This is a genomic window from Paraburkholderia acidisoli, from assembly GCF_009789675.1.
Lineage (GTDB): Bacteria > Pseudomonadota > Gammaproteobacteria > Burkholderiales > Burkholderiaceae > Paraburkholderia > Paraburkholderia acidisoli.
The window spans coordinates 1,422,449-1,447,647 of sequence record NZ_CP046914.1 but is presented as its reverse complement, the minus strand read 5'-3'; the positions used below and the strand labels follow the sequence as shown (position 1 = coordinate 1,447,647).

Here is a 25,199-nt window from a genome sequence, read left to right as displayed (position 1 = left end):
GATTCAATGAACGTTTAATAGCCTGCGACGGCACCGCGCGCCGCATCGCAAAATCCGATTGTGCGGGAGACGCCTGCGCTGGCGTCGCGCCCGATCGCGGCAACGCAGCAATCGGGTCGCACGATTCGAACGCCCCTTTCATACACGCATGGATGTATGCGATGTGGTTCGCATCGGCAACACTATGCGGCGCCGCGACATGGGCTCGCCATCCCATCCGGCACGAAGTCTGCTATCTCGTTTGTAGGTAGAATGCATCGCATTCCCAGTCCGCCGCGCCGTGCTTTTTCGAGATCCTTTTCGGAAGCGGCACACCGCGGTCGACCCCGCACGCCGGCGCCACCTTGCGCCCCGCGCGCTCGTCTACTCCTTCCGTTTGCGCCGCCATGCCCCGACTTTCGTTTCTGGTCCGCTTCATCGCCATCGGCGTGCTGCTGCACGTTTATGTCGGCTTCCGCCTGATTCCCGAGTTGCCCGTGCCGGCCGCGGGCAAATGGCTCGCCGTGCTCTGGCTCGTGCTCTCCGTGCTGTTCATTCCGCCGGGCATGCTCGCGCGCCGCTTCGAACGGCAACCGCTCGGCGACCGGCTCGCGTGGATTGGCATGCTCGCAATGGGCTTCTTCTCCTCGCTGCTGATGCTCACGATCCTGCGCGACATCGTGCTCGCCTCGGCGATGACGGTGGCCGCGCTGTGGCCCGGCGTCATCGACCTCAACATCTGGCGCACGGATAGCGCCGCCGCCGTGATCGTGCTGTCGTTCGTTTCCAGCGGCTTCGGGTTCTTCAACGCGCGGCGGCGCGCGCCGGTGCGCAGCGTCGAAGTGCCGATACGCAATCTGCCCGCCGCGCTCGACGGCTTCACGATCGTGCAACTGAGCGACATCCACGTTGGGCCGACGATCAAGCACGGCTATGTGGAAGCGATCGTGCGCGCGGTGAACCAGCTCGAAGCCGACGTCGTGGCGATCACGGGCGATGTCGTGGACGGCAGCGTCGCGCATCTTTCCGCGCACACGGCACCGCTCGGCGAACTGAGCGCGCAGTACGGCGTGTATCTCGTCACGGGCAATCACGAGTACTACTCGGGCGCCGACGCGTGGATCGCGGAGTTTCGACGCATCGGCCTGACCGTGCTGATGAACCAGCACGTGGTGATCGAGCACGACGGCGCGCGCCTCGTGCTGGCCGGCGTCACCGACTTCACGGGCGGCCATTTCGATCCCGCGCATCGCAGCGACCCGGAAGGCGCGCTGCGGGGCGCCCCCGACGATGTCGGCACACGCGTGCTGCTCGCGCATCAACCGCGCAGCGCGCACGCCGCCGCCGACGCGGGCTTCACGCTGCAGCTTTCCGGACACACGCACGGCGGCCAGATTTTCCCGTGGAATTTCCTCGTGCGCCTGCAGCAGCCGTTCACGGCGGGCCTCGCGAAACTCGGCAGCCTGTGGGTCTATACGAGCCGTGGCACCGGTTACTGGGGACCGCCCAAGCGTCTTGGCGCGCCCTCGGAAATCACGCGCGTGCGGCTCGTCGGCGCGCGCTGATCGTCGCTCCGTCCTTGCCGGTATCATGAGGCGACGCATGCGCCCGCATGCCCCCGCATGCACAGCGTGCGCGCCTCACGAGGAATGTCTCCGCTCATGGACGGCAACAAACACCTTCACCAGACGTCGTTCTATCTTCTGCTATTCGTGGTGTCGATCGCGCTGTGCTTCGTGCTCGCGCCGTTCTTCAGCACGGTGTTGTGGGGCGCCATTCTCGCGCTGATCTTTCAGCCGGTGCAACGGCGGCTGGTGGCGAAGCTCGGGCGGCGGCGCAATCTCGCCGCGTTCATCACGCTGACGATCTGTCTGCTCATCGTGATCTTTCCGCTCACGCTCGTGACGGGCACGCTCGTGCAGCAGATCGCCTCCGCCTATGCGCAGGTGCGCGGCGGCACGCTCGATATTGGCGCGTATTTCAGTCAGATCGTGCACGCGTTGCCGCAGTCGATCCAGAACCTGCTCGCGCGCTACGACCTCATGGATCTGCCGGGGCTGCAGCAGCGTCTTTCGGCGGGCGCCGCGCAGATCAGCCAGTTCGTCGCCACGCGCGCACTCTCGTTCGGGCAGAACACCCTGCAATTCCTCGTGAGTTTCGGCGTGATGCTGTATCTGTTTTTCTTTCTCGTGCGCGACGGCCGCGAAATCTCGCGCCTCATTCGCGACGCCATTCCGCTCGATGAGCAGCACAAGCTGCATTTGATCCGCAAGTTCACGACGGTGATTCGCGCAACGGTCAAAGGCAACGTAGCCGTGGCGGTCGTGCAGGGCACGCTCGGCGGCATCGCGTTGTGGGTGCTCGGCATTCAGGGCGCGCTGCTGTGGGGCTTCGTGATGATGGTGCTTTCGCTGCTGCCCGCGGTGGGCGCGGCGCTCGTGTGGGCGCCTATCGCCGTCTATTTCATTTCCACCGGCGCGCTCGCGAAAGGCATCGGTCTCGCGATCTTCGGTGCGGTGGTGATCGGCACTGTCGACAACGTGTTGCGTCCGGTACTGGTCGGCAAGGACACGCGCCTGCCCGACTGGGCCGTGCTGATCTCCACGCTCGGCGGTATATCGCTGATCGGCATCAACGGCTTCGTGATCGGGCCGTTGATTGCCGCGCTCTTCATCAGTTGCTGGGACTTGTTGCGCCGCGATCAGCACAGCATCGAGCACGACAATCCCAACACGGACGACGACCCGGTCTAGGCGACCCGGTCGAGGCGACCCCGTCTTGGCGACCCCGGAATAGCGCGAACGCGCGTTACGGCGAGACGTGCAACGGCACGCCCGCGCGCCCTTGATTCACGATGCCGGCCGCCGGAACCACGAACGCACCGGCGCTCTCCACGGCCACGGAAAACCCGAACGTGTTGATGCCGCCCGCGCTACGCACGAACACCGTGCCGCCATGCATTTCGGCCACGGCCTTCACGATCGACAAACCGAGCCCGTGATTCTCGTGGCTGTTCGAACGCGCCTCCTGAATGCGATAGAAGCGATCGAAAATATGCTCGCGCACGAACGGATCGAGCGGTTCGCCGGGATTCGACACGGCGATTTCCACGTGCCCATCCTGCGGCGCCACGGTCGCCTGCAACAACGTGCCCGGCGGCGAATGCTGGATCGCGTTGACGAACAGGTTGCTCACCGCGCGGCCGATCAGCGAAGTATTGACCCAGGCGCGCGCGTCGCCCTGCACTTCCACGCGCAATTGCGCCTCTTCCAGCGGCATTTCGAGGAACTCGAGCATGCGTTCGATCTCGCCGCGCAACGACACCTCGGTGAGGTCCGTGGCGCGCTCGCCGCGATCGCTGCGTGAGAGGAACAGCATGTCGTTGACGATCACGCGCAATCGTTCGAACTCCTCGAGATTCGATTGCAGCGTCTGTTGCAACTGTTCGACGGAGCGGTCGCGCGTGAGCGCCACCTGCGTCTGGCCGATCAGAATGCTCACCGGCGTGCGCAATTCGTGCGCGACATCGGCATTGAACGACTCGAGCCGCTCGTAGGCTTTATCCAGCCGTTCGAGCGCGCCGTTGAACGACGTGGCGAGTTCGTGCAACTCCTCGGGCAACGCGTCCGCGTGCAGCCGCTGGCGCCGGTTCGACGGACTCAGTTGCGCCGCTTCGCGCGTCAGCCGCCGCAACGGCGCGAGGCCGAAGCGCGTGACCGCACGGCTCAGCAGCGCAACGGCCACCGTCGACAAGGCAATCAGCGCGCCCAATGCAAGACCGAAACGCCGCAACATGCCTTCGGTGCGCAGGCAATCGCTGCCCACGACGAGCTTCACCTCGGGCCGGTCGCCGCTCGCGGGAATCGTATAAGTGGACGTGATGATGTCGTACTCGCAGCCTTGCGGGCGCACGAGCAGATGATTCGGTCCCACGTCGCCGGTGACCTTGCCGACGATGGGCGTGCCGAACCGGAAGCGCGGATCGGGGCCTTCGACGTAGTAATGCATCGGGCTGTCCGCAGGCGAGAGATCGCGCAATTTCTCCTGCACGAAGGCCCATTTCTGCACATCGGGTGCGTGCGCAACGATCAGGCTCGCAATGCGCGCGCGCGTGTCGAGCGTCTCGCGCAGCTCGTTGAACAGCAGCCCCTGCATGAGAAAGAACAGCCCCGCGCCCGTGAGCGTGAACACCACGAGCGACACCGCCGCGAACATCGCCGACAAACGCAGCGTGATCGAGCGCTTCATGACAGCATGCCTCCGTCCTCGCGCACTTCGAGCACGTAACCCATGCCGCGAATGGTGTGCAGGAGTTTTGCCGCATGCGGGCCGTCGAGCTTGGCACGCAGACGCTTGATGGCCGTTTCGACCACATTGGCGTTGCTTTCGAAATTCACGTCCCAGACGAGTTCGGTGATGAGCGTCTTCGAGAGAATTTCGCCGCGCCGCCGCGCGAGCACGGAAAGCAGTTGAAACTCCTTCGCGGTGAGATCGAGTCGCACGCCGTCGCGCGTGGCGCGGCGGCTGATCAGATCGACCTGTAGATCGCCAACCGAAATCAACGTGGATTCCTGCGCGCGGGCGCGGCGCGTGAGCGCGCGTAGCCGTTCGACAAGTTCGAGAAACGAAAACGGCTTGGTGAGATAGTCGTCGGCGCCGTCGCGCAAACCATGCACGCGGTCGTCCACACGGTCGCGCGCGGTCAGCATGATGACCGGCGTGTCCTTCTTCGCGCGCACCGCGCGCAGCACGCCAAAGCCGTCCAGCTTCGGCAGCATCACATCGAGCACGATCACGTCGAAGTCGTACTCAGTGGCCATCCATGCGCCCTCTTCGCCGTCCATCGCGACATCGACGATCCAGCCTTGCTCCGTGAGTCCGCTGCGCAAATAGTCCACGACCTTGCGCTCGTCCTCGATCACCAATACTTTCATGCCCGCCCTCCTTATTGCGCGTTGCTCCGTGGCGCGTGCGGCGCGCTTCCTGCGCGCCGCACGACGCCCGCTGCGGCTCATGGCCGCTTCCTCACCTCACGCGCCTTTCTACGCTACGGTGTATGGCATTTGCGATGCCTGTTATGGGTGCGGCGAATTCGTTGCCGCCGCTTCCAGCGCGCCGCTTGCCGGTTGACCCGGCTGCGTCGCGCTCATATTCACTGCGTTGTCCTTCGACGCCGGCTCGCGGCACGTTCCGGCGCTGCACGCCAGTTCGCGATCGCCCGCGCTCCAGCCGCCGCCCAGCGCTTTCGCGAGATACACGACCGTGGCCACCTGCTGGCCATGAATCTGCACCTCCTGACGCTCGCTCGTGAGCAACTGCTGCTCGGCGTTGATCACGTCGAGAAACGCCACGAGGCCGCCCTGGTAACGGTCGTTGGCCAGATCGAACGATTTGCGTGCGTCGTCCACGGCCGCCTGGCCGTCGGTCGAGGCGCGCTCCAGCACCGAAAGGCCCGTTACCGCATTTTGCACCTCCTGGAAGGCCGTGAGCACGGTTTGTCGATATGAGGCCTGCGCCGACTCGTAGCCAGCCTGCGCATAATCGACGCCGGCGGCCCGTTTGCCGCCGTCGAACAGCACCTCGCCCGCCGTCGCGCCCACCGACCACATCAGGCTCGGCACCGAGAAGAGCCCGCCAAAACGCGTGGATTCCCACCCGAGCGTGGGCGAAAGCGTGAGGTCCGGAAAGTACGCCGAGCGCGCCACGCCGATCTGCGCATTGGCCGCCGCCATTGCCCGCTCCGACGACGCTACATCGGGACGCCTTTGCAACAGCTCGCTGGGCAGGCCCGTGGGCAGCGCGGGCACCGGCAAGGCCGTGGTTCGGGGCGCCAGCGCGAACTCCGGCGCGGGCTTGCCAACCAGCACGGCAATCGCATGCTCGTCCTGTTGACGCTGATTTTCCAGCAAATGCACCTGCGTTTTCGTCGCGTCGAGTTGCGCCTTTTGCTGCAACAGATTGAGGCCGGACACGGCACCCAGATCGTGCTGCGCGTTCACGAAATCGAGCGCTTTCTGCTGCAACGCGACGGAGCGATTTACCACGTCGATCTCGTCGTCGAGTTCGCGCAGCGCGAAATAGTCGGTGGCGAGTTCGGCGGTCAGCACGAGGCGCGCGTTCGCGAGATCGTCGCCCGCCTGCTGCGAAGAAGCTTGCGCCGACTCCACCATGCGCCGGATGCGCCCGAACAGATCGAGCTCGTAACTGATGGTCGGCCCGACCTCCACGTTGTTCTGCACCGTGGATTGATTCGGCGTGGCGTAATTCGTGAGCGGCCGGTTCGCCGAAATGCGCTCGCGCTCCACGCCCGCCGCGAGCGACACCTGCGGGCTCTGTTGCGACGATACCGAAGCGAGCGTCGCGCGCGCCTGCGCATAATGCGCAACGGCCACGCGCAGCGTCTGATTCCCGGCGAGTGCCTCTGTTTCGAGGCCGTCGAGTTCCGTGTTGTCGAACACCTTCCACCACTGCTGATCGAGTTGCGCATGCGAAGGCTGCGCCGCATGCCAGTACGAATCGGCGGGATCGACACGCCATGCCGCCGGGCTGGCCGTTTGCGGCGCATGATAATCAGGACCGACCGTGCATGCCGACAGGGCGATCGCGCCAATCGTCAGGCATCCTCCATATTTGCCGAAGCCGCTCACGTCGCGCTCCGCTGCGGCGCTTCGTGCCCCGCGCTGGCCTTCTTCTGCGGCACGACCACGACGGTATCGCCATCGGCAATCGAATCGCTCGGATTCATCACGACGCGATCGCTCGCCTCGAGACCATGACTGATCTCGAGCGACTGCCCGAGGTCCTGCGCGATCTCGATCGGCTTCAGCTTGATCTTGCCGTCCGCATCGACCACGGCGAGGCGCGGCCCTTCGGCGCGAAACAGCAGCGTATTGCCGGGCACCGTCAGCAGGCCCTTCGAGTCGGTCTGCAACGCCGCCTGCACATAGGCGCCGGGCAACAGCTTGCCGTCGCGATTCGGCAGCGTGATCTCGACCTGCAAGGTCCGCGTGGCGACGTCGATAGCCTGCGCCGTGCGCGTGACGGTGCCGTCGAACGTGACGCCCGGCATTTCCTGCTCGGTCACGCTCACGTGCTGGCCCACCGCCACTTGCTGCGCGTAGGTCTGCGGCACGTCGATGTAGAGCCGCAGCGGGTCCGACTGCGCGATCGCGAACAGCGCGTGCCCCGCGCCGCCGTTGCCCGCGTTCACGAGATCGCCAATATCGACGTTGCGCTGCGTGATGATGCCCGTGATCGGCGCGACGATCCGCTGAAACGACTTCATCTCCGCGAGGCGATGCATGTTCGCTTCGGCGGCCGCGAGATTCGCCTGATCCTGGCTGAACGCGCCTTGCCGGTCGTCGAGTTCCTGCTGCGAAACCGCATCGCGTTGACGCAATTGCTGGGCGCGATCGAACGACGTCTTCGCCAGCGACAAGGTCGAGACGGCCTGATCGCGCTGCGCCTGCGCCTGCGCGAGTTCCTGATCGATCTCGGGCGTGTCGATGTCGGCGAGCAATTGCCCTTGCTGCACGTGCGCGCCGATATCCGCATACCACTTGCGCACATAGCCGTTCGCCCGCGAGTAGATCGGCGCTTCGACATAGCCGCGCAACGTACCGGGCAACACGATACGCCCGTCGGCACCCGCGGCCTTGGGTTGCACGACGCTCACGTACTGCTTCGCGTTCTGCTTCGTGACGGCGGCCAGATGATGCGAGCCCACCAGGTTCGAAACGATCGTGCGCGTGGCGCCCGCCGCGAGCAGCAACGCGACGACGATCACCGCGAGGCGCGCGCGCTTTCCCGCCTGGCCGCGTGCCGGCAGGTCCAGGCCCTGCTCCCCGCCCACGGAGATGTCGAGCGATGAATGATGGTGAGGTTCGTTCATGTCTTCGGCCAGTTCGGGATAACGGGTTTGACGTGACGTTGCTTCAACGGGTGACTCAATCGCGGCGGCGCTCCGCATCGCGCCGTTGATTGCGCGCCTGCTTCGCCTCGGCACGGCGCGCGAGCCGCGCATGCACGGACGCGAACATGAGCGGCACGAACAACAAGGTGGAAACGGTGGCGAACAGCAAGCCGCCGATCACCGCGCGGCCGAGCGGCGCATTCTGTTCCGCGCCTTCGCCGAGACCGAGCGCCATCGGCACCATGCCGATCATCATCGCGAACGCCGTCATCAAGACCGGGCGAATGCGCGTGGCGCCCGCTTCGAGCGCGGCCGCGAGCGGACTCGCGCCATCGGCAAGACGCTGACGCGCGAACGAGACCACGAGAATGCTGTTCGCGGTGGCCACGCCCACGGTCATGATCGCGCCGGTGAGCGCGGGCACGCTCAAATGCGTACCGGTGATGAAGAGCATCCACGCGATGCCGGCGAGCGCCGCGGGCAACGCGCTGATGATGATGAGCGGGTCCGCCCACGACTGAAAGTTCACGACGATCAGCAGATACACGAGCACCACCGCCACCGCGATGCCCACGCCGAGACCGATGAACGACGTGCGCATCGTGTCGATCTGGCCGCGCATCGTGATGGTCGTGCCACGCGGCGCGTGCGCTTGCGCCTGCTTGATGATGCTGTCGATATGCGCGCCCACCGCGCCGAGGTCGCTGCCTTCCACGCTCACCAGCAGATCGATCACGGGACGAATGTTGTAGTGCGAGACGATGGCGGGACCGTCGTGCGGCTTCAACTGCACGAGGTTGCTCACGAGTTGCAGCGGGCCGTTGGCGTTCGTGGCACGCGCCGAAACGGGCGTGCCCATCACTTCGTTCACCGACGCTTCGCGATACTGCGGCGTCTGCACGGCGAGCGGGTATTCAACACCGTTCTGCGGACTCACCCAGAATGCCGGCGAGGTTTGCGAGCTGCCCGAGAGCGCGATCAGCACGTCTTGCGCCACGTTCTGCGGACTCAAATTCAACTGCTGCATGCGCGTGCGATCCATTGCGAGCATGAGCGCGGGTTCGTCGTTGCGCTGCTCGATATGCGCGTCCACTGCGCCGGGCAACTGCCGCACGCGCTTGAGCAGCGTGCTCGCGAGCGCCATGTTCTGGTCGAGATTCGCGCCGACCACTTGCACGTCGATGGCGGCGGGCTGACCGAAGTTGAGGATCTGCGTGATGATGTCGGCAGGCTGGAAAAAGAATTCCACGCCGGGAAAACGTTGCGGTAGCAACGTTCTGAGTTTGTCGACGTAGGTGAGCGACGGGTCGTGGCCGTCCTTGAGCGCGATCTGGATTTCGCCGTCGAGCGTGCCGACCGTGCCCGAGTTGCTATACGAGAGATTGATACCGCTATACGGCAAGCCGAGATTATCGACGATCGTATCGAGTTGGTCGGCAGGCACGACTTCACGTATCGTCTGCTCGACTTCATCCGCAAGGCGCGCGGTTTCCTCGATGCGAAACCCGGTGGGCGCGCGCATGTGCAGACGAATATCGCCCGCATCGACGGTGGGAAAGAAGTCACGCCCGAGAAAGAACACGAGACCGACCGACAGCACGCAAAACGCGAGAAACGTGCCGCCGAACAACCGGCGCCGCGCCAGCAATAAACTCAGGAGCGCAATATAGTTGGCCCGCACGCGCTCGAACGCGTGATTGAAGCGCCAGTGCACGCGCGCGAAGAACGAACGCGATGCCTCACGGCTCGCATGCGCGGCGGGATCGTGGCCTTCGAACAGCAGCATCGCGAGCGTGGGCACGAGCGTGCGCGAGAGGATGTACGACGCGACCATCGCGAACACCACCGCCTCCGCGAGCGGCACGAACAGAAAGCGCGCCACGCCGGTCAGGAAGAACATCGGCACGAACACGATGCAGATACACAGCGTGGAAACGAGCGCGGGCACCGCGATTTCCCCCGCGCCTTCGAGAATGCCGGTGTGCAGATCGGAGCCTAAATGCAGATGTCGTTCGATGTTTTCGATCGTGACCGTGGCATCGTCGACGAGAATCCCCACCGCGAGCGCGAGCCCGCCGAGCGTCATGATGTTGATCGTTTCGCCCAATGCATAGAGCGCGATGATCGACGCGAGAATCGACAGTGGAATCGAGACGGCAATGATGAGAGTACTGCGCCAGTTGCCCAGAAACAGCAGGATCATCGCAGCCGTGAGCGCGGCGGCGATCAGCGCTTCGCGCACCACGCCCTGCACGGCCGCGGAAACGAAAATCGACTGGTCGAAGAGCGGCTTGATGACGAGATTGCTGGGCAGCGTTTCGCGCGCCTTCGGCAGCAAGCTCTTCAACGCGCCCACCACCTGCAAGGTGGACGCATCGCCGCTCTTGAGCACCGACATCAGCACGCCGCGTTGACCATCCTGACGCACGATATTCGTTTGCGGCGTGAAGCCGTCGCGCACGTGCGCGACCTCGCCGAGGTAGGTGGTCGCGCCATTGACCGTTTGCACGGGAATGCGATTCAGGCCCGCGATAGTATCCGGCGACGCATTCGTATCCACGCGATATTCGGTTTGCCCGAGCTTCGCGGTACCCGTCGGCAAGATGAGATTTTGCGCGTTGACGGCGTTGACGATATCGGCCGGCGTGAGTCCTTTCGAAATCAGCGCGCGCGTATCGATATCCACGGAAATCACACGCGTTTTGCCGCCGTACGGATACGGTACTTGCGCGCCGGGAATCGTAATGAGTTGCGGGCGCAGAAAATTCATCGCGACGTCGGCGAGTGCCTGCTCGCTCATCGAAGTACTCGAGAGCCCCAATTGAATCACCGGAATACTCGAAGCCGAATAACTGATCACGAGCGGCGGCGTCGCGCCGGGCGGCATTTGCTTTACCTGCGCCTGCTCCGACGCTACCGCTTGCGCGATAGCCGTTTGCAAACTCGCGCGCGGTTGCAGAAAGAGTTTGATGATGGCAATGCCGGGCAGCGATTGCGATTCTACGTGCTCGATATTGCTGACCGTGGTCGTGAGGCTGCGCTCGTTGACCGAGGTGATGCGATCGGCCATGTCCTTCGCGGAGAAACCCGTGTAGTTCCAGATGATGCTGATCACCGGAATGTTGATGTTCGGCAGCACGTCGGTTGCCATCGACATCAACACGAACGGCGTGGCCAGCACGATCATGATGGCCATCACGATGAACGTGTAAGGCCGTTTCAGCGCGAGATTGACAATCCACATGTCAGTGTTTTGGGCAATTCAGGCGAGAGGGAGAGACGAAGCGCATTCGTCCAGCGGTGCCGCATCATAGGCAATCGCAGTGGCAATTCGCTGGCGCCAATATGGCGAAATTGACAGGCAATACTAAAGACGCGCGGCACACGCGCGAGTCAGCGGAAAGTGTGCCGTCATGGCGTTGGCAAGCGCCGCCGCAAGAGTGAGTTTGCGGACCGGCGCTTCATTAAGCACTTCAATTAACGCGTCATAAAGTGCTTCGATTCCGGTATTAATTCACGAGTCGCAAACGCTCGGGATCGCGCACATCACGGCTATGGCGTGCGCTGTGTCCTTCGCGCACTTCGCGCGTGCGGGCGCCGTGACCGTTTGCCTGCGAGGCATCCAGATGGCGGCGTACCGGCGTCTCCGACATCGAAAGCGCGGCTTCCTGTTCGGCCAGCACGAGCGGGACTTTCTCGCGCAGGAATTCCACGAAGGTACGGATCTTCGCGTCGAGATAACGGCGCGACGCGTAGAGCGCGTAAATATTGAGCGTTTGCAGGCGGTGCGTGGGCAGCACGCGCACGAGCGTGCCATCGGCGAGACCGGGCAGCGCCACGGGCACGGGCAGCGGACCGATACCCATGCCTTCGCGGATGGCGAGTGCGAGCGCTTCGGGATTGTTCACCTGGAACGGCGTCACACCGGTATGGCGGAACGTTTCGCCAAGCGGGCCTTCCGAAACCCACTGACCGGCGGGCAAACTCGCATCGGTGAGATGGAGGCACGTGTGCACTTCGAGGTCGTCGAACGACTTCGGCACGCCACGCGCGCGCAAATACGCGGGCGAGGCGCAGAGTATGGCCGCCGTGCTGCCCAGATGCTGCGAGATCAGCGCGGAATCTTCGAGCTCGGCCGCAATCACTACCGCCACATCGAAGCCTTCCTCGATGATATCGGGCATCTCTTGCGCGATCGTCAGATCGACGGCCACTTCCGGCAAGTGCTGCTGATAACGCGCGATCAGCGGCATCACATAATGCTGACCGAAACTCGTGCCGCCATATACCCGCAGCTTGCCGGCCGGATTCGCATGCGCCGCCGCGGCCTCGGCTTCGGCTTGCTCGATGTCGGCGAGAATACGCTTGCAGCTTTGAAAGTATCGTTCGCCCGCTTCGGTCAACGACATGCGCCGCGTGGTTCGATTCAGCAAGCGCGTACGCAGGCGCGATTCGAGGTCGGTGACCGCGCGCGACACCTGCGCCGTCGTCATCGTTTCGCTCGCGGCGGCACGCGTAAAACTCCCCGACTCCACCACTCGCACGAAGACTCGCATATTGCGCAGCGTATCCATCAGTAACTCCTGTTCATTCGCCCAGCCTTTGCCATCTCAACCGAATGCGCACAGTGTCGCGCATGAGCCGTGGCCCGATGCTGACTTCAACATGGCAGCGCCGACAGCTTGGCGCAACGCCCCGTCCCGCGTATGATCCACGGCGCAGTCAGTACATGCTTTGTGCACCATATGCGCCACGCGTTGCCGCTTTCTCGCACGGCTCGCGGCTTCATGACAAAACGATGACTCTCGAATTCGTCCTGCGCCTTCTCGCGGCGTTCGCCTGCGGTGTTGCCATTGGCCTCGAACGCCAGATTCGCCAGCGCACGGCCGGTTTGCGCACGATTACGCTGGTCGCGAGCGGCGCATGTCTGTTCGTGACACTCGGCGTATTGACTGGCAATGGCTCGAGCGGCGTGACGCAGATCGCGGCTTATGTCGTCTCCGGAGTGGGTTTCCTTGGCGGCGGCGTCATCATGCGCGACAAGGGATCCATTCAAGGCATCAATACGGCGGCCACCTTATGGTGTTCCGCGGCAGTCGGCGTGTTATGCGGCGCGGGCCATTACGCTCCGGCTCTGGCGGGCACGGTCGTGGTATTGCTCACGAATACCGTATTGCGCGAGGTGAGTCGCGTGATCAACGCCACGCCGGTTTCGAATGCCGATCTCGTGCGCAGCTACGTGCTTACTGTTGTATGCCGCGAAGAAGACGAAGTGCATATTCGCACTGTGCTCTCGAACTCCATGTATTCAACGCCGCTCTCGTTTCAAAGTCTCACGAGCGAAGATTTAGCCGGCGACCCGCAACGCTTGCGCGTGACCGCGACCATGCGTTTGCATCCGAAGTACCAGGCGAAACTCGAACAAATGGCGAGCCGCCTGAGCATGGAAAAAGGCGTTTCGAGCGTGAGCTGGACGGCGGCGGAAACCGAAATCGCGCCCGAGTAAGGTTTGCTTTCATTCGACGAATTCATTCGTTTTTTCGCCTATTTCTTACGAAACGATTTCTTTTTTATTTCTTTTTTTAAAATTCGTCGTCGTGGCTTTTAAGAACTGTCAATTTACGCCGTGTTTCGTGGACGTGATCGCGCCCTTGCACTAAGCTCAACTTACCGTGACTCGTTTCACGCACACAAGGGAGCTTTCATATGCACCACGGCATCATCGCCTGGCTCATCATCGGCGCAATCGCTGGGTGGCTTGCGGGCGTACTCGTCAAGGGCGGCGGTTTCGGCTTGATCGTCGACATCATCGTCGGTATCGTCGGCGCCTTCATTGGTGGCTGGCTCGCGGGCATGCTGCACATTCAAATTGGCACCGGCATGATCAGTTCGATCATCACCGCCATCATCGGCGCGGTCATTCTGCTATTCATCATTCGCCTCGTGCGACGAGGATAGTGACCGTTACTGATTTGGTATGTGCAATAAAAAAACGGGAGCCCTGGCTCCCGTTTTCTTTGGCCGCGGCGACGCGTTACCCGTTGGCGATCAAATCGCCTTCGCTCGAAATTGGCAGCATCGAACCCGTTGCGTTGTAACGCAAATGCATTTCATAAGCGCGTGCGAGATCGTGCGGCGTTTGTCCGCCGACCTTCAGCGCGTCGCGATAGTAGTCGCGCAGCAGGTCGCGATACAGCGGGTGCGCACAACGATCGACGACAAGCGCCGCACGCTCGCGTGGTGCAAGGCCGCGCAGATCGGCGAGTCCTTGTTCGGTCACGATCACATCCACGTCGTGTTCATTGTGATCGACGTGCGGCACCATCGGCACGATGCTCGAAATGCGTCCGTCCTTGGCAATGGCCTTGGTCGCGAAGATCGCGCACGAGGCATTGCGCGCGAAATCGCCCGAGCCGCCAATGCCATTCATCATGTGCGTGCCGCTCACGTGCGTGGAATTCACGTTGCCGTAGATATCGCATTCGAGTGCGGTATTGAGCGCAATGAGACCGAGACGGCGAATGACTTCAGGATGGTTGCTCACTTCTTGCGGCCGCAACACGAGCTTGTCGCGATAGCGATCGAGCTCAGCGAGTACCTGCGCCTGACGCGTGGCGGACAGCGTCATCGAGGCGCCCGACGCGAACACCATCTTGCCCGCGTCGATCAAATCGAACGTGGAGTCCTGCAAGACCTCCGAGTACATCGTGAGCGCTTCGAACGGCGAATCCACGAAGCCGGACAGCACTGCGTTGGCGATCGTGCCGATACCGGCCTGCAGCGGTGGCAGTTGCGCGCTCATGCGGCCGTGCCGGACTTCGTGTTGCAGGAACTCGATCAGATGCCCGGCAATGCGTGCGGTTTCTTCGTCGGCCGGTAGCACCGTGGATGGGCTATCCGCCTCGTTCGTGATGACGATGGCCGCGATTTTCTCGGGCGGGATCTCGATCGCCAGCGTTCCCACGCGGTCTTGCGGACGCACGATGGGCAGCGGATCGCGATGCGGGCGGCGGCCCGGAATCCACACGTCGTGCAGCCCTTCCAGCGCGAGCGGCTGCGCGAGGTTGACTTCGACAATCACCTTCTCCGCGAGAATAGCGAAGCTCGCCGAATTGCCCACCGAGGTCGTGGGCACAATCGCGCCTGTTTCGGTAATGGCCGCCGCCTCGATAATGGCGAGGTCGAGTTTGCCGAGCAGATTGGCGCGCAGCATCTCGACGGTTTCGGAGAGATGTTGATCGACGAACATCACCTCGCCGCGATTAATGGCTTTACGCAGCGTGGTGTCGACCTGAAACGGCAAACGGCGCTCGAGCACGCCGGCCTCGGTCAGCACGCGATCGACGTCATGGCCAAGCGACGCGCCCGTCATCAACGTAATGCGCAACGGTTCTTTTTCTTCTCGTGCGCGCCGTGCGAGTTCGATGGGCACGGCTTTCGTGTCGCCTGCGCGCGTAAAGCCGCTTGCCCCCACGCGCATGCCGTTGCGCACGAGTTGAGCTGCCTCGGCGGCCGAGGTGATTTTTCCGCGCAACGCGGCACAGCGAATACGGTCTTCGTACATCTCAGTCTCCACAAACTCTCTGATCTTGCGCCGCTTTCAAAACTTGCATCGGCGCGCGTGCCTCACGGATTTCGCCAAACTCTCTTTGGTCTGCGCCCGCAATGCGCAAAGCCGCGAAGCCTCTTGCGAAGGCGTCGCGGCATTGATGGTCGGCAATCGCCCGCACATGGCCGGCGTAGCCAGACTCAGCTACCGAAATAGATATTGCAGAAGCTGGCAGGACCGACGCATTCGTCTTGCCGGGCCGGCTTGGCGAGGTTGCGATGAGCGGGAACGTCTGCCTGCGCGGCGGCATTTTGCGCGCCTTGTTGAGGAACATTCGCTGCCGGGGCTTCGTTCTGTGCATATGCAGCGGCAGCGGCAAACAGCGAACAGGCAACAACAGCGATCTTCACGGACTTCATTCTAATCTCCAGTGCTAACGGGAACTGCGGTACGACGATGTGACTATATGCGTCATGTCAGAATTGATTAACGAGGCGCAATGGAAGGCATATTTCCAGCTTTAAGAAAGATCAATTGATGTTTCGTTTTTAATTGTGTTATCAATGATTTTTCGATTAATCGAAATGGTTTGGCGCACGGCGCGCAATAATGCCGAGCGGCGCATCGCGATCCAGTAACGCGCTGCGGATGAAATGCAGATGACTGAGAATTCGCTGCGCGTCGTGGCGGCGCTCGCGATCTTCGTAAAGCGTATTGAGCGCTTCCTGAGCGATCCAGGTCGCGGCGCGAACGGCGCTCAACGCCCGCCGCAGCCTCGCGCCGTCCGGACGTTCAAACAAGCGCGCGATAGTGTCATTCAAGCGGTCGAATGCGGGACGCCAGCGACTATCGTGCACACGCAGCCACGAGGCGGCTTCTGCTTCGTCGCGCAAATCGACAATGGCATGACCGACTTCGAGCGTGACGAGCATCCAGCGCAATGCACGACGATGCGCACGCGGGCGTCCGCTCAAAACCAGTCTCAGTTGATGCATGAGATCATGCGTGCCCGACTGGAAGCGCTGTCCGAGACCGTCGAGTTCGCCGGTACACGCGAGCACGACCTGCCCGCGCAACGCCACGCACATGCGCTCCACGAGCCATGTCATATGGGGCGGAAAGATCACGACAAACGCCAGCGAGGCAACGAGCATCGCCACGACGACCGCGATACCGTTGTTGATCAGCAGATCGGGCGTATAAACGACCACGTTGTCGGGGCCGGCCAACAAACAGAAGAACACCGAAAAACCGATGCCATAACCCGCAACACGCGGGCGCGTCGCGAGCAATGCGCCGGTCGCGAGCACCGGCACGAGCGCGGCACAGAGCAAGGGAAAGCCATCGACATTCGGATACACGTGGCACGTGTAGACATAGCCCGTTATTGCGGCGGCCGCCGCGCCCAGCGCCATTTGCGCGGCAAGGCGCGCGGCGTTCGCCGACGCGGAGGTGAGCGCGCAGGTGAGCGCCGCGGCGATCAACGCGAGGCCACCGCTCGGCCAGTCGGTCTCGATCCAGAACCAGCCGAGCGCCGCCATGACGGTAGCAGTGCGCACGAAGGCGAATGTCACCACATACCAGCTGGTACGTGGAATGTATCGGGCCGCGCCTGGTGGATGAGTCACGCCCGGCGTCATCAGCGAAATCCAGCTGCGAAGATAGCGCGCGAGTTCCATCGTGAAGCGATAGAGAAGTTCGGCGGACGTGTCGAACTCGAGCAATGCCGCTGGCTGCGTGGAATCGATTGCACGACGTGACGCACGCACGCTGCGCGGTAACGTGCGCTGAAAAGCCTCGAGCGCTTCGACGAGACGTCGTGCATGGTCGAGATCGCACTCGTTCACGCGCGGTCGATGGGATAGGAGCGCCGCAAGCTCGTTGAAATGAAACGTGGGCGGTGCTGACGAGGCATCGGACCACTGCAAACGCTTGAGCAACTGACGCAGTGCGTGGAGCCGCGCGCAGGCGTCCATGAACTCGGCGTTCAGTCGCGCGAGTACGCCAGAGCGCGCACGCATCGTCGGATCTTCGAAAAACGAGAAAGCGCGCGTGGCCTCGAAGCTCACGACATCGTCGACGAGACGCGCAAATCGCCCTTCAAATGTGCCCTTTTCGAGCCCACCGGACAGTACAGCCGATGCGAACGCAGTAAAATCGAGACAACGACTGCGTAAGGCCTGCGCGAGGACCGAGCCGGTTTGCCGGGGCACGATCACCGCACTGACCATGCCGGAACAGAGAATGCCGACGGCCACTTCCGCCCCGCGTCCTAGCGCGGCGAGAAAGAGATCGTTGGGCTGCATGACGAGCGGCACGCCGATGAGCGCCGCGGTGTAGCCCGCAAGCACGAACCCGTACCAGCGAAAATGCCGATTCCTCATCGCGGCTGCCGTACACGCGGCCATCCATAGGGTGATCCCGAGGATATAGAGTTCGGGCGCCTGTACGAACGCCGCGCCGAGCGTCACCGCCGCGATCATGCCAACCAGCGTGCCGGCGATGCGATACATGCTCTTGGCGAACACCATGCCGGAGAGCGGTTGCATCAGAACGAACACCGTAGTCATGGCAATACGCGGTTGCGGCAAATCGAGCAACATCGCAATGCCCATTGCCAGCAATCCGGCGATGACTGTTTTCGACAGATGCAGCCAGATTCTGCCATCGCTCGTGCACCAGTCGCGCCACGCCTTACGCGCTACGCGCCATACGATTTCGGCACGCCGACGCGCATTGACCGGCCGATGTATCGCAGACGGACCGCTCATGGAATCACACTACGTTCGGGCTTTTTGCTGAGGAATGACACGGCAGGTCGCCTGCATCGCAGGGACAGAGCGATGAGAATGCGTAAGACCAAGGCGCTATTGCTGGTCGACAGGCGCCGATTGTAGGAGCCTCGGGCAAGCGAATTAACTGGACGGCGGCAAAACGTCTCTTCCAGATTGCTCAACAATGCACCGGTCCGCGAGGCGGACAATATCGTTTCTGTGCCAAACAAGAAGGACTGATGGATACGCTACAAAATATGCGGGTGTTCGTTCGCGTCGTGGAAGCGGGCAGCTTCACGGCAGCGGCGCAATCGCTGAATTCGACGACGGGTGCCATGTCGCGCGCCGTGTCCGAACTCGAGGCGCACCTGCGCACCCGCTTGCTCAACCGCTCCACGCGCAGGTTGGCGCTCACGCCGGCGGGAGAGCGATATCTCAAGCGCTGCTCGCAAATTCTCGCGGATGTCGACAGCGCGGAAGAAGAAGCCAGTTGCGCGCATGAGCGGCCGGCCGGTGCGCTGCGTATGCACAGTTTCGCGAGCATCGGGCAGCAATATGTGCTGCCGGCTATTTCGCGGTATCGCGCGCAGCATCCCGAGGTCACCGTCGAGCTGACGCTTTCGCAGCGCATGCCCGATCTGTTCGAAGGGAGCAGCGACGTTTCGGTGGTTACGGCATCGGCGTTGCCGAACTCCGATCTCGTTTCGCACCAGTTGGGATCGACCTACAGCATTCTGTGTGCGTCGCCGGCCTATGTGCATACGCACGGTGCTCCGCGTGTACCCGCGGACCTCGCTCAGCACGAGTGTCTGATCCTTAGGACTCCCGCGTTTCCATCGCACGAATGGACGCTCGAAGGCCCGGAAGGCAGCGTGGAAATGCACGTGGATGGTCCGGTGCAGGTGAATATCGCGGAGTCGCTGGCGGTAGCGATACGCGAGGGCATGGGGATCGGCGTGCTACCCGTGTACGCAGCGATCGAAGGCTTGCGCAATGGGACGCTGGTGCGGGTCCTGCCGCATCACAAGCTGCAGAAGACGAACGTCTACGCGCTGTATCCGTCGCGTAAATTCGTCGATGCCAAGACGAAGACATGGGTGGAGTTCCTGCGTGCGCATCTGCCGCAGGTGATCGCTCGTGATCTGGCGTCGCTGGAAGAGCTCACGCAGGAACAACTTGCCGATGATGAAGGCGAAGGGAATGTTCCGGCTGAGCCGCGCGATGAGGCTCAGTAATGGGTACGCAGTGGCTGGTGCCTGGTTGATTCAGTACCGGTGATGAACAAAAAACCGCCTCACCGGGCGGCTTTTTTGTATTCGTATCGACACTTGAATCGTGCACATTTCAGCACGCATAAACGCCGAAACCCCGGCACTCTTTCAGAGTTACCGGGGTTTCGACTTTACAGCATAAGGAGCCTGACGATTACCTACTTTCACACGGGCAATCCGCACTATCATCGGCGTGGAGTTGTTTCACGGTCCTGTTCGGGATGGGAAGGGGTGGGACCAACTCGCTATGGTCATCAGGCATGACGGGTTGCTGCGTCGCATTTATGGTGCGCCACAGCCAATCGGGAAGAAGCGTAAAGAGGTGCTGCTTAATTGGGGTTGTGTTGTTTCAGGCACAACAACGATCTCAACCGTATGTGTTCTCCAAGATCCTGCACCTTGTGCAGGATGGGGCACCCTTCCGTGCTAACGCACTGGCGGCTGCCGGCACACACCTGTTATAGGATCAAGCCTTACGGGCAATTAGTATCAGTTAGCTTAACGCATTACTGCGCTTCCACACCTGACCTATCAACGTCCTGGTCTCGAACGACCCTTCAAGGGGATCTAGTCCCCGGGGGAAGTCTCATCTTGAGGCGAGTTTCCCGCTTAGATGCTTTCAGCGGTTATCTCTTCCGAACATAGCTACCCGGCGATGCCACTGGCGTGACAACCGGTACACCAGAGGTTCGTCCACTCCGGTCCTCTCGTACTAGGAGCAGGCCCCCTCAAACTTCCAGCGCCCACGGCAGATAGGGACCAAACTGTCTCACGACGTTTTAAACCCAGCTCACGTACCTCTTTAAATGGCGAACAGCCATACCCTTGGGACCGGCTACAGCCCCCAGGATGAGATGAGCCGACATCGAGGTGCCAAACACCGCCGTCGATATGAACTCTTGGGCGGTATCAGCCTGTTATCCCCAGAGTACCTTTTATCCGTTGAGCGATGGCCCTTCCATACAGAACCACCGGATCACTATGACCTGCTTTCGCACCTGTTCGACTTGTGGGTCTCACAGTCAAGCACGCTTATGCCATTGCACTATCAGCACGATTTCCGACCGTACCTAGCGTACCTTCGTACTCCTCCGTTACCCTTTGGGAGGAGACCGCCCCAGTCAAACTGCCTACCATGCACTGTCCCCGACCCGGATCACGGGCCAAGGTTAGAACCTCAAACAGATCAGGGTGGTATTTCAAGGACGGCTCCATGCAGACTAGCGTCCACACTTCACAGCCTCCCACCTATCCTACACAAACCGGTTCAAAGTCCAATGCAAAGCTACAGTAAAGGTTCATGGGGTCTTTCCGTCTAGCCGCGGGGAGATTGCATCATCACAAACACTTCAACTTCGCTGAGTCTCGGGAGGAGACAGTGTGGCCATCGTTACGCCATTCGTGCAGGTCGGAACTTACCCGACAAGGAATTTCGCTACCTTAGGACCGTTATAGTTACGGCCGCCGTTTACCGGGACTTCAATCAAGAGCTTGCACCCCATCATTTAATCTTCCGGCACCGGGCAGGCGTCACACCCTATACGTCCACTTTCGTGTTTGCAGAGTGCTGTGTTTTTATTAAACAGTCGCAGCCACCAGTTTATTGCAACCCCTTCACCCTCTGCGCGCAGGCGCATCAAGCTACAGGGCGTACCTTATCCCGAAGTTACGGTACCAATTTGCCGAGTTCCTTCTCCCGAGTTCTCTCAAGCGCCTTAGAATACTCATCTCGCCCACCTGTGTCGGTTTGCGGTACGGTCAATGTGAAACTGAAGCTTAGAGGCTTTTCCTGGAACCCCTTCCGATTGCTTCGCAGCTCGAGGCCGCTCGCGCCACACCCTTGAATTGCGCACCCGGATTTGCCAAAGTGCCTTCTTCGATGCAGCGACCGGGACTTCCAACACCCGGACAACCTTCCGCGATCCGTCCCCCCATCGCATTTCACACTGGTACAGGAATATTGACCTGTTTCCCATCAGCTACGCATTTCTGCCTCGCCTTAGGGGCCGACTCACCCTACGCCGATGAACGTTGCGTAGGAAACCTTGGGCTTACGGCGAGGGGGCCTTTCACCCCCTTTATCGCTACTCATGTCAGCATTCGCACTTCTGATACCTCCAGCGCACTTTCCAATGCACCTTCGCAGGCTTACAGAACGCTCTCCTACCATGCACATAAATGTGCATCCGCAGCTTCGGTATATGGCTTAGCCCCGTTACATCTTCCGCGCAGGACGACTCGATCAGTGAGCTATTACGCTTTCTTTAAAGGGTGGCTGCTTCTAAGCCAACCTCCTGACTGTTTTAGCCTTCCCACTTCGTTTCCCACTTAGCCATATTTGGGGACCTTAGCTGGCGGTCTGGGTTGTTTCCCTCTTGACACCGGACGTTAGCACCCGATGTCTGTCTCCCGTGATTGCACTCTTCGGTATTCGGAGTTTGCTATGGCGAAGTAATCCGCAATGGACCCTTCAACCATGACAGTGCTCTACCCCCGAAGGTGATACACGAGGCACTACCTAAATAGTTTTCGGAGAGAACCAGCTATTTCCGTTTGTTTAGCCTTTCACCCTATCCACAGCTCATCCCCTAACTTTTCAACGTTAGTGGGTTCGGTCCTCCAGCACGTGTTACCGTGCCTTCAACCTCGCCATGGATAGATCACCTGGTTTCGGGTCTACACCCAGCGACTGGACGCCCTGTTCGGACTCGCTTTCGCTACGCCTGCCCTATTCGGTTAAGCTTGCCACTGAATGTAAGTCGCTGACCCATTATACAAAGGTACGCCGTCACCCTTGCGAGGCTCCGACTGTTTGTATGCATGCGGTTTCAGGATCTATTTCACTCCTCCCGGGGTTCTTTTCGCCTTTCCCTCACGGTACTGGTTCACTATCGGTCGATCACGAGTATTTAGCCTTGGAGGATGGTCCCCATCTTCAGACAGGATTTCACGTGTCCCGCCCTACTTGTCGCATACCTAGTTCTTCCATTCCGTCTTCGCCTACGGGGCTATCACCCACTATGGCCGCACTTTCCAGAGCGTTTGGCTGACGGTACAGATAAAGAATGCAGGCTGGTCCCATTTCGCTCGCCACTACTTTGGGAATCTCGGTTGATTTCTTTTCCTGCGGCTACTTAGATGTTTCAGTTCGCCGCGTTCGCTTCACATGACCTATGTATTCAGTCATGGATACTCCATACGGAGTGGGTTTCCCCATTCGGATATCGGTGGATCAAAGCTTGTTTGCCAGCTCCCCACCGCTTTTCGCAGGCTACCGCGTCCTTCATCGCCTGTGATCGCCAAGGCATCCACCACATGCACTTGTTCGCTTGACCCTATAACGGGTGTGTCTCTGTGTGATTGCTCACAGCGAGAGTCACGCGTTACAGGTTGAGTATTCGTGTTGCGCCGTATTTCAAGGCGATCTTTCGATCACTTAAAAATACATTGATACAATCACAACCCTGATTCACCTACTCGTGCCCATCTCTAGACACTTTCAGATGAATCTCTTTACTACTTCTTCCTGATTGTTAAAGAACGACAGCCGATATGGTTTTACTCACATCGCTCTGACTGGCTCAATCGCCAATGCTTAATACCCGGCTTGTGTTCAAACCGGACACTAGGCATTGAGGATTGGTGGAGGATGACGGGATCGAACCGACGACCCCCTGCTTGCAAAGCAGGTGCTCTCCCAGCTGAGCTAATCCCCCGCTCGTACCATTCAGACCCAGTGGCATGCACACGCCCTGTCCCCTGCGGGGATGGGATGCCCGTAGGTGCTGAAGCACCAACGGTCAATCGACATGGTGGGTCTGGATGGATTCGAACCATCGACCCCCGCCTTATCAAGACGGTGCTCTAACCGACTGAGCTACAGACCCCTGAGTCTGTCTTCTTTACAGCCGACAAGTGTGAGCGCTTAAAACGCGGTGAGCAGAAAGCTCTGGAAAGGAGGTGATCCAGCCGCACCTTCCGATACGGCTACCTTGTTACGACTTCACCCCAGTCATGAATCCTGCCGTGGTGACCGTCCTCCTTGCGGTTAGACTAGCCACTTCTGGCAAAACCCACTCCCATGGTGTGACGGGCGGTGTGTACAAGACCCGGGAACGTATTCACCGCGGCATGCTGATCCGCGATTACTAGCGATTCCAGCTTCACGCAGTCGAGTTGCAGACTGCGATCCGGACTACGATCGGTTTTCTGGGATTGGCTCCACCTCGCGGCTTGGCAACCCTCTGTTCCGACCATTGTATGACGTGTGAAGCCCTACCCATAAGGGCCATGAGGACTTGACGTCATCCCCACCTTCCTCCGGTTTGTCACCGGCAGTCTCCCTGGAGTGCTCTTGCGTAGCAACTAGGGACAAGGGTTGCGCTCGTTGCGGGACTTAACCCAACATCTCACGACACGAGCTGACGACAGCCATGCAGCACCTGTGTTACGGCTCCCTTTCGGGCACTCCCACCTCTCAGCAGGATTCCGTACATGTCAAGGGTAGGTAAGGTTTTTCGCGTTGCATCGAATTAATCCACATCATCCACCGCTTGTGCGGGTCCCCGTCAATTCCTTTGAGTTTTAATCTTGCGACCGTACTCCCCAGGCGGTCAACTTCACGCGTTAGCTACGTTACTAAGGAAATGAATCCCCAACAACCAGTTGACATCGTTTAGGGCGTGGACTACCAGGGTATCTAATCCTGTTTGCTCCCCACGCTTTCGTGCATGAGCGTCAGTATTGGCCCAGGGGGCTGCCTTCGCCATCGGTATTCCTCCACATCTCTACGCATTTCACTGCTACACGTGGAATTCTACCCCCCTCTGCCATACTCCAGCGATGCAGTCACCAATGCAGTTCCCAGGTTAAGCCCGGGGATTTCACATCGGTCTTACATCACCGCCTGCGCACGCTTTACGCCCAGTAATTCCGATTAACGCTTGCACCCTACGTATTACCGCGGCTGCTGGCACGTAGTTAGCCGGTGCTTATTCTTCCGGTACCGTCATCCCACCCGGATATTAGCCAGATGGTTTTCTTTCCGGACAAAAGTGCTTTACAACCCGAAGGCCTTCTTCACACACGCGGCATTGCTGGATCAGGGTTTCCCCCATTGTCCAAAATTCCCCACTGCTGCCTCCCGTAGGAGTCTGGGCCGTGTCTCAGTCCCAGTGTGGCTGGTCGTCCTCTCAGACCAGCTACGGATCGTCGCCTGGTGGGCCTTTACCCCACCAACTAGCTAATCCGCCATCGGCCGCCCCTATAGCGCGAGGCCCGAAGGTCCCCCGCTTTCATCCGTAGATCGTATGCGGTATTAATCCGGCTTTCGCCGGGCTATCCCCCACTACAGGACACGTTCCGATGTATTACTCACCCGTTCGCCACTCGCCACCAGGTGCAAGCACCCGTGCTGCCGTTCGACTTGCATGTGTAAGGCATGCCGCCAGCGTTCAATCTGAGCGATCAAACTCTTCAGTTCAAACCTGTTACTGTTTTTCGGTTCTTTCGAACCGGTCGCTCACTCAAAGCTGACAGGAATTTGAATAAATTCAAAAACCTGACTTACTTTAGTGTGAGACTCTTGATACTTTTGCTTATCCCGAAGCGTTCCGGAGAACGTTTCAGGCCGCCACCGCATCAAGCGCCCACACTTATCGGCTGTAAATTTTTAAAGATCGATTCGCTGAAACCGCTGGCCAGTCGCAAACTGC

At 60.6% G+C, this 25,199-nt stretch carries 14 protein-coding genes, 2 tRNA genes and 3 rRNA genes; 5 read left to right on the top strand and 14 right to left on the bottom strand.

What is annotated here, in order from left to right:
* Positions 1–386: 386 nt before the first annotated feature.
* A complete protein-coding gene (locus tag FAZ98_RS20565) occupies positions 387–1,544 on the top strand; it encodes a metallophosphoesterase (RefSeq protein ID WP_158953244.1) in 1,158 nt (385 codons plus the stop codon).
* A 96-nt stretch (positions 1,545–1,640) separates the two neighbouring features.
* The gene (locus FAZ98_RS20560; RefSeq protein WP_158953242.1) at positions 1,641–2,732 is read left to right on the top strand and encodes an AI-2E family transporter; all 1,092 of its coding nucleotides are present in this window, start codon (positions 1,641–1,643) and stop codon (positions 2,730–2,732) included.
* 55 nt (positions 2,733–2,787) lie between these two features.
* Here the strand turns inward: FAZ98_RS20560 and FAZ98_RS20555 are convergent, their stop codons facing one another.
* From FAZ98_RS20555 to FAZ98_RS20530, 6 genes are all read right to left on the bottom strand, one after another.
* Entirely contained in the window at positions 2,788–4,227 is a 1,440-nt protein-coding gene (locus FAZ98_RS20555) for a heavy metal sensor histidine kinase (RefSeq protein WP_158953240.1), read from the bottom strand.
* Complete coding sequence (locus tag FAZ98_RS20550; RefSeq protein WP_158953238.1) at positions 4,224–4,913, bottom strand: heavy metal response regulator transcription factor; 690 nt, start codon at positions 4,911–4,913, stop codon at positions 4,224–4,226. The genes FAZ98_RS20555 and FAZ98_RS20550 overlap by 4 nt, the downstream gene beginning before the upstream one ends.
* Before the next feature lie 141 nt (positions 4,914–5,054).
* The gene (locus tag FAZ98_RS20545; RefSeq protein ID WP_158953236.1) at positions 5,055–6,626 is read right to left on the bottom strand and encodes an efflux transporter outer membrane subunit; all 1,572 of its coding nucleotides are present in this window, start codon (positions 6,624–6,626) and stop codon (positions 5,055–5,057) included.
* Positions 6,623–7,870 carry an efflux RND transporter periplasmic adaptor subunit gene (locus tag FAZ98_RS20540; protein ID WP_158953234.1) on the bottom strand — a complete coding sequence of 416 codons (1,248 nt, stop codon included), beginning with the start codon at positions 7,868–7,870 and terminating at the stop codon, positions 6,623–6,625. Before FAZ98_RS20540 ends, FAZ98_RS20545 begins: the two co-directional genes overlap by 4 nt.
* A gap of 55 nt (positions 7,871–7,925) precedes the next feature.
* A complete protein-coding gene (locus FAZ98_RS20535; RefSeq protein ID WP_158953232.1) occupies positions 7,926–11,135 on the bottom strand; it encodes an efflux RND transporter permease subunit in 3,210 nt (1,069 codons plus the stop codon).
* 265 nt (positions 11,136–11,400) lie between these two features.
* Positions 11,401–12,465, bottom strand: a complete 1,065-nt coding sequence (locus FAZ98_RS20530) for a LysR family transcriptional regulator (protein ID WP_158953230.1) — start codon at positions 12,463–12,465, stop codon at positions 11,401–11,403.
* A 224-nt stretch (positions 12,466–12,689) separates the two neighbouring features.
* On the opposite strand from FAZ98_RS20530, the gene FAZ98_RS20525 reads away from it, so the two are divergent.
* Both FAZ98_RS20525 and FAZ98_RS20520 read left to right on the top strand, forming a co-directional pair.
* Positions 12,690–13,397, top strand: coding sequence for an MgtC/SapB family protein (locus FAZ98_RS20525; protein WP_158953228.1), 708 nt, complete (start codon positions 12,690–12,692; stop codon positions 13,395–13,397).
* 200 nt (positions 13,398–13,597) lie between these two features.
* On the top strand, positions 13,598–13,849 hold the full coding sequence (locus FAZ98_RS20520) for a GlsB/YeaQ/YmgE family stress response membrane protein (protein WP_158953226.1): 252 nt from the start codon (positions 13,598–13,600) through the stop codon (positions 13,847–13,849).
* A 76-nt stretch (positions 13,850–13,925) separates the two neighbouring features.
* Here the strand turns inward: FAZ98_RS20520 and FAZ98_RS20515 are convergent, their stop codons facing one another.
* The 3 genes from FAZ98_RS20515 to FAZ98_RS20505 form a co-directional block, all read right to left on the bottom strand.
* Positions 13,926–15,455: an acetyl-CoA hydrolase/transferase family protein gene (locus FAZ98_RS20515; protein ID WP_158953224.1), complete on the bottom strand. Its 1,530-nt coding sequence runs from the start codon at positions 15,453–15,455 to the stop codon at positions 13,926–13,928.
* A 185-nt stretch (positions 15,456–15,640) separates the two neighbouring features.
* Positions 15,641–15,859, bottom strand: a complete 219-nt coding sequence (locus FAZ98_RS20510; protein WP_158953222.1) for a hypothetical protein — start codon at positions 15,857–15,859, stop codon at positions 15,641–15,643.
* A 156-nt stretch (positions 15,860–16,015) separates the two neighbouring features.
* The gene (locus FAZ98_RS20505) at positions 16,016–18,211 is read right to left on the bottom strand and encodes an FUSC family protein (protein ID WP_158953220.1); all 2,196 of its coding nucleotides are present in this window, start codon (positions 18,209–18,211) and stop codon (positions 16,016–16,018) included.
* 242 nt (positions 18,212–18,453) lie between these two features.
* Between FAZ98_RS20505 and FAZ98_RS20500 the strand changes: the two genes are divergently transcribed.
* Positions 18,454–19,449, top strand: coding sequence for a LysR family transcriptional regulator (locus FAZ98_RS20500; RefSeq protein ID WP_158953218.1), 996 nt, complete (start codon positions 18,454–18,456; stop codon positions 19,447–19,449).
* 181 nt (positions 19,450–19,630) lie between these two features.
* On the opposite strand, the gene rrf is transcribed toward FAZ98_RS20500, so the two are convergent.
* The 5 genes from rrf to FAZ98_RS20475 all read right to left on the bottom strand — a co-directional run bounded on the left by rrf (position 19,631) and on the right by FAZ98_RS20475 (position 24,967).
* A 5S ribosomal RNA gene (rrf, locus tag FAZ98_RS20495) occupies positions 19,631–19,744 on the bottom strand.
* Positions 19,745–19,947: 203 nt separating this feature from the next.
* Positions 19,948–22,820 (bottom strand): 23S ribosomal RNA (locus tag FAZ98_RS20490).
* 305 nt (positions 22,821–23,125) lie between these two features.
* Positions 23,126–23,201: transfer RNA gene (locus tag FAZ98_RS20485), tRNA-Ala, on the bottom strand.
* Positions 23,202–23,295: 94 nt separating this feature from the next.
* Positions 23,296–23,372 (bottom strand) — tRNA-Ile (locus tag FAZ98_RS20480).
* Positions 23,373–23,438: 66 nt separating this feature from the next.
* Positions 23,439–24,967 (bottom strand): 16S ribosomal RNA (locus FAZ98_RS20475).
* The 16S, 23S and 5S rRNA genes sit together here with 2 tRNA genes alongside, the layout of an rRNA operon.
* Positions 24,968–25,199 lie beyond the last annotated feature (232 nt).